Origin of the sequence: Flavobacterium sp. W21_SRS_FM6 (genome assembly GCF_052119645.1) — a bacterium.
GTDB lineage: Bacteria > Pseudomonadota > Gammaproteobacteria > Enterobacterales > Alteromonadaceae > Paraglaciecola.
Window position 1 is genome coordinate 1 of sequence record NZ_JBGQOM010000023.1, and the last position, 5,358, is coordinate 5,358.

Here is a 5,358-nt window from a genome sequence, read left to right on the forward strand (position 1 = left end):
TTGGCTAGCACCAAATTAGGAATGATTAAAAGTGCAAATAAGTAAATTCGATACAAAACTTTTCCTTGGCAACTAACACTCCGTTAACGGGTGAGCGTGTTTTGCGATTCCGTGCCAGTGCTGTTTGCTGGCGTTTTCGTTAAACGGCTTGTTATACGCCTTACACATGAGCTTTAAAAAGGACGTGCTCTTTTAAATGCTCAACATCCACTTTGGGGTGCATAAAGTTGCTCATGGTATTAACCATACCAATACGTTTCATAACCTTAATAGAATTTAAGTTGGATTTAACCGCAAACGAAACAATTTCCTTTAGATTAAGTGTTTGAAAGCCATATTCCAAGCATCCTTTTGCAGCTTCAGTGGCATAACCCTTTCCCCAGTGATTTTTAGCAAGACGCCAGCCAATCTCGACGCAGGGCGCAAATGGTAACTCACTGTCTATTTTATTTAACCCAACCAGCCCAATGAACGACTTGCTCTTTTTAATTTCGCATGACCAAAAACAGCAACCGTTTTTTGCATGTAAACTCTTTAACCTCTGAACTACTCTGTCGCATTCATTATTCGTTAGGGTATTTGGGAAGAATTTCATTACATCCTTGTCAGCAGACATTTCATAGAAGTTTGGCCTATCTCCCTCTAGCCACTCCCTAATTACTAGTCTCTCTGTTTCAAATATAGTCATGCTAATCCAGCGTATAACGCCCCAAGCAGGGGATTTTATGAGTGTTTTTCAGCGAGTAAAATTCCCGCTGGCTTGGTTTGTTAGCTGACATGTTTATCACTTTTACTTTTCAAAAATGAAGATAATAAAGCATAAGTGACACTAGAAGATGCCATGACCAATAATGTAAAAAATAAGTGACCCACCGCATTGAGTGCATCTGGTTCACACTTGGTTTGCAATATAGAACAATAGATAAAATCTACTATGACAGTGGTCAAGATGCTCAGTGCAAGAATGGCAGAGTAAGCAATTAAGTCTCTTTGTTTGATTAGAGTAACTAAGGCAACAATTAAAACGACGGGAATTGCGATCATAAAAAATGGGTTCATCTGTACTCTCCTTGTTTGATTTTGGCAGCTAACGAGCCTGTAGAAAAAGGTGATTTTGACTTTGCATTTTCTACTGCCCTTCTTAATTTTTAACTTTGGCTACTTTGCCCTGAACATCGGGATTTTTCAATTTTATTGATGGGATTTTGGGATAATTTTCTTTTCGACGAATTTGTACTGGTTAGCGCCTGATTGTAGGGACTTTAAAGCACAGTATTCACCTCAATATGGCGCGAGCCTCATGCCGCTAACTGGCCGTAATTCTTGAGCTTTTCAATATTGTGTATCAAACAGAACAAATACCACTGGCCTTGCACCTTATTTTTGCCGCGCAGGCTGAAGCGTTTGAGATTCTTGTTGGTCCCTATGTTGCCGAACACAGGTTCAACCACCGACATGCGGTGACTGTATATTTGTTTGCCCTTGGGGCTATCAACGCGCAGTCTCATCCAGTCGGTAAAATTGGGCGGTCGCGGTTTGTCATCAATTAAAAACGATACTATTCGTCCATGTCCTTTAGGTTTATCGGGTGATGCAGGGTTACGTAAACATTGCTGCTTTTTCTCACAACCTCGGCAGGCGCGTATTTTGCCTTCAAAGCCTATCCGTGTGCCACCAGAGGGTTCAGTGCGACGCCAGGTCTCCCACATAGCTTCACCCATTGGGCAAACACAAGTCATGTTAATGGGGTCGAAATTAAATTCATTAGCGGGGATTAACTCAACCTTACTCACTTTATTATCTTGATGACGTTTACCGTATTTTTGCTTTTGCTCATTGAACTTGGGGTCGCGGCTTCTAAATTGGTTGTCAGGAATATAGGCATTGATGTGATTGTCATGCAGATATTCATTGTTCGATTCATTCGAAAAGCCCGTGTCTGCAGTGATGATAGTTTGCGCTTTTAAGATATCCTCACTGATAGCTAAACGCTGGAACCGCGCTTGAATACTTTCAAGTACGGGCTGCAAGGTGTGGTGCTCCTGGCCGCTACCAAACACTTGGGCATCAACAATAACTTGGTGTTTTTTATCCACTGCCGCTACGCCGTTATAACCTTGAATCGTCCCTTTACTGGTGGTCATCTTGGCCGATTCATTGTCGGTGATATTTGACTTCACTTCCTGTGGTCGTTTGCCCGTACCCATCCGTGGTGCGGCGTCGGCCTTTTTTAGAAAGGTATCAATTTTGTCATGTGCTTTATTTAAGGTTTCGATGGTTTGTGCAGTGCGCTGTTTACGCACTTCATCAGCAGACTCATTTTTATCCAGCTTCTCATGCTCGTCCATCTGATAGCGGATTTGGCGCTTAAGCTTAGCGCGTTTTTCTTCCAACTCTTTAAATGTGCCAGACCATTCTTTGGACGCATTTGATGGCATTTTACACCCCGGGGCTGGCCTTCCAGTCAATAGCAAACAATTCATTGCCCAATAAACCTTGGGTATGGCAAATCAATAACACTTGCTCAAACACCTGTTCCACTTCCTCTCTGCGACCACTGACAAAGCCTGCAATGGTTGTAAAATGCGGCACGGAATCGCAACTCAGAGCTTTGAAAATGATATTGGTTTCGCAGCACCACTCAATTTCGCGGCTTGAAGTAATGCCCTTAGAATAGGCAAACAAAATGATTTTCAATAACGCGGCGGGATCATACGCAGGGCGACCAGTGGCATCATTTTGGTACTTCGGATAAAACACCGATATGTCTAACTTTTCATCAATCAAATGATGAATAGCATATTCAAACGTACCTGGTTGAAGTTGGTCGAGGTAGTTGATCACCACCATGGAATTTTTTTGATAATTGAGCGGGATAAAACGTGGCATCACCAAGGCTCCTGTGCCTAATTGATAATACCTATTGGATCACAAACGACGATCGGGGGGAAGTAAATAATGGTGGTTTTTTGAACTGATTTAGGGTTTTTCTACAGCCTCAACGCTTTGCTAAGGGGCAGTTGCGAGTGTTGTTGGCGAAGCCAGCGAGTAACTGTCCCGCAGCGTTGTTTGCTGCGAACTTGAGCAGTTTGTTATATGCCACTAATCACCACCCCCAGCCGCACCTGTATCAATGCTATCTCGAGCACCGCCACCGAAATTTTTATGAGCTTTAGTTGGAACATCTTGACTACGGTTTAACATCCATAGACCGATGGCCGCAAAAAAAGGGATTAACCAAACAATTAAAATTTGCGAACATTTCTGAAAGGTTTCCAAATCATCCCTACGAATTAAGAATACTGAAACTGCAATATTTAGCACAAATGCAATCCCTATGAATACGTACCAAATTTCAAATTCCATTTAAGTTCCTTGTGGCATATAACGCCTTACTAATGGGCGCATAAATGCTTGGCTAAAATTAGCGACGAAGGAGCACAAGCCAAGCGTTTTGCGTCCTTTTGAGTAACTTGTTAGTGAGCATCGTTAATTGGCCAGATAAACTTACGAGCCAATGAAAACACAATCATACCTATGAACGCTGCAGCCGTACCACCGAAAACTTGAGCGACAGGCCACATTGAAGCCCCACCACCTTGATAAGGTACAAAATACTCTTCGTATAAAAGTTTACTTAATAGTCCCAACCATGGAACAACACCTGCGACTACAATTGCTCGCTTATGTTTCATAAACCTCGCGACCAATAATCCAGTTAAACTTGATAAGGTTATTATAATAAACCAGACATCCATTTAAGCCTCCTGCTCACTAACGCCCCAATAAGGGGCTAAAAATTGTTGGCTAAAATAAGCGACGCAGGAGCAAAAGCCAACTGTTTTTAGTCCTGCTTAATTGGCTTGTTAGGGTTCTGTTGTCCGAAACCGATCAGAGCTCCGCCACCCGACATCCCAGAATCTTTAAACGAGCTATTGCCAACATATAAAATAGTTTCATCTCCATGTATGTTTAAACCTATTGGTCTTAAATCTAGTTTAATGACTTCAGCTTCACTTTCTGATTTTTTAATGACAGATAAAATAATATCACCTGCGACAGCAACATTATAAACACCACTTTCTTCGTAAACCTTGACGACGTGATGCTTGGATATATTGGCTTCTACAATAGGAATAAATTGATTTTGCTCTGCATTATCTAAGGCTGACAACCAAATTTGAGGAGTTTCACCTTTACCTATTAGTATTGGTAATAATTCACCTACCGCGACTAAATTACTTCCGCCTTGCAGTGTATTAGAACAAATAATGAGCTTTTCGAGAGGTTGATATGATTTCGGTTTGTTATTTATAGTAATCATTAGCTTTGCTCCCGATGTATTTGCTTTTTCTTGGTAGCATTTTCAAAGTGCGATTCTATATCTTTCATAACCTTCTTTCTATTATCTGGCAACATAGTTCCAACCACATACAACACAACAGATACTGAAACACCAAGACCTAAAGCTATCCATTCTCCTTTAAGGATAATAGTATGATCTGAATAACCTTTAGCTAATAGGTTTAAAGCAAACCCGAAAGAGGTTAGTCCAATACTATTCGCCCAGTTATAAGTTATAGGTTTACCGTTTTTTAACCTCTCAAACTCAACTTCTCGCAAAACGTATTCTGCTTGCCAAGTTCCAACCTCTACATCAGTAAAGAGATCTGGGAAGTTTTGAGTCTCAGTAACCTCTTGGTTCTCAATAATTCTTGCAGTCATGTGATTAATTCCATAAGAACCCTAACGCTTACAATAACGGGAAAAACCGAGTGCTTTGCAACGAAGTTGCAGCAAGGCTTTTTCCCAATGAACGAAGTGAATGATGTTTATTGTTTTGTTATGTTTCAATTGCTCGGAACACCTTGTGGCAAGCTCAAAAAATCAGCAACATTATTAACCCAACCTAGCTTTGAATCACAGTATATATTGATATCTGGAGTTAACTCTAATGCAGAATCCAATGAACCAAAATGTAAAATAATTAACCCTTCAAGTTTAGGATTGGTATTGTAAATCGGTGTGCCGCACGAACCGCAAAAATGCTTACTAGCGTTACTAGACACTTGATGTGATGTGAGGTGTCCAGTTAATAGTTTGAAGTCGGTATTTAGAACAATAGCGTATGTTGAAAAGGCAGAACCATTCATTTTTCGGCACAATGTGCAGTGACAATTTACGACTTTTTTAACTGCGCCAGAAACTTCATATTTAGCTGAGCCACAATTGCAACTTCCCTTTATATTACTCATAGCTAATTCACGACCCTTTTGAAACATAACGCCCCAATATACCGACGAAACGAGCGCAGCGAGTTGAGGTCGGAATAATTGGTTTGTTAGTTGCCATTTGCAA

9 protein-coding genes are annotated in these 5,358 nt (G+C 40.9%); all 9 read right to left on the reverse strand.

The genetic code is table 11. The annotated features are described in order from the left end of the window. Window positions 1-160: 160 nt before the first annotated feature. Entirely contained in the window at window positions 161-688 is a 528-nt protein-coding gene (locus ACEN2L_RS20560) for a GNAT family N-acetyltransferase (RefSeq protein ID WP_441745945.1), read from the reverse strand. An 80-nt stretch (window positions 689-768) separates the two neighbouring features. Next, complete coding sequence (locus ACEN2L_RS20565) at window positions 769-1,059, reverse strand: hypothetical protein (protein WP_441745946.1); 291 nt, start codon at window positions 1,057-1,059, stop codon at window positions 769-771. 239 nt (window positions 1,060-1,298) lie between these two features. Beyond that, window positions 1,299-2,438 carry a transposase gene (locus ACEN2L_RS20570; RefSeq protein ID WP_441745947.1) on the reverse strand — a complete coding sequence of 380 codons (1,140 nt, stop codon included), beginning with the start codon at window positions 2,436-2,438 and terminating at the stop codon, window positions 1,299-1,301. A gap of 1 nt (window position 2,439) precedes the next feature. Continuing rightward, entirely contained in the window at window positions 2,440-2,889 is a 450-nt protein-coding gene (locus ACEN2L_RS20575; protein ID WP_441745948.1) for a transposase, read from the reverse strand. A gap of 213 nt (window positions 2,890-3,102) precedes the next feature. Further along, window positions 3,103-3,366, reverse strand: coding sequence for a hypothetical protein (locus ACEN2L_RS20580; RefSeq protein WP_441745949.1), 264 nt, complete (start codon window positions 3,364-3,366; stop codon window positions 3,103-3,105). Window positions 3,367-3,476: 110 nt separating this feature from the next. Continuing rightward, the gene (locus ACEN2L_RS20585; RefSeq protein ID WP_434928106.1) at window positions 3,477-3,758 is read right to left on the reverse strand and encodes a hypothetical protein; all 282 of its coding nucleotides are present in this window, start codon (window positions 3,756-3,758) and stop codon (window positions 3,477-3,479) included. Window positions 3,759-3,844: 86 nt separating this feature from the next. Next, window positions 3,845-4,324, reverse strand: coding sequence for a hypothetical protein (locus tag ACEN2L_RS20590; protein ID WP_441745950.1), 480 nt, complete (start codon window positions 4,322-4,324; stop codon window positions 3,845-3,847). Further along, on the reverse strand, window positions 4,324-4,725 hold the full coding sequence (locus ACEN2L_RS20595; protein WP_441745951.1) for a hypothetical protein: 402 nt from the start codon (window positions 4,723-4,725) through the stop codon (window positions 4,324-4,326). Before ACEN2L_RS20595 ends, ACEN2L_RS20590 begins: the two co-directional genes overlap by 1 nt. Before the next feature lie 125 nt (window positions 4,726-4,850). Continuing rightward, on the reverse strand, window positions 4,851-5,358 hold a 508-nt coding region (locus tag ACEN2L_RS20600), incomplete at its 5' end, for a GFA family protein (RefSeq protein WP_441745952.1).

What these genes read in the sequence shown, in the direction of transcription:
- ACEN2L_RS20560 (WP_441745945.1), bottom strand. Translation starts at nt 688, where the DNA reads ATGACTATATTTGAAACAGAGAGACTAGTAATTAGGGAGTGGCTAGAG.
- ACEN2L_RS20565 (WP_441745946.1), bottom strand. Translation starts at nt 1,059, where the DNA reads ATGAACCCATTTTTTATGATCGCAATTCCCGTCGTTTTAATTGTTGCC.
- ACEN2L_RS20570 (WP_441745947.1), bottom strand. Translation starts at nt 2,438, where the DNA reads ATGCCATCAAATGCGTCCAAAGAATGGTCTGGCACATTTAAAGAGTTG.
- ACEN2L_RS20575 (WP_441745948.1), bottom strand. Translation starts at nt 2,889, where the DNA reads ATGCCACGTTTTATCCCGCTCAATTATCAAAAAAATTCCATGGTGGTG.
- ACEN2L_RS20580 (WP_441745949.1), bottom strand. Translation starts at nt 3,366, where the DNA reads ATGGAATTTGAAATTTGGTACGTATTCATAGGGATTGCATTTGTGCTA.
- ACEN2L_RS20585 (WP_434928106.1), bottom strand. Translation starts at nt 3,758, where the DNA reads ATGGATGTCTGGTTTATTATAATAACCTTATCAAGTTTAACTGGATTA.
- ACEN2L_RS20590 (WP_441745950.1), bottom strand. Translation starts at nt 4,324, where the DNA reads ATGATTACTATAAATAACAAACCGAAATCATATCAACCTCTCGAAAAG.
- ACEN2L_RS20595 (WP_441745951.1), bottom strand. Translation starts at nt 4,725, where the DNA reads ATGACTGCAAGAATTATTGAGAACCAAGAGGTTACTGAGACTCAAAAC.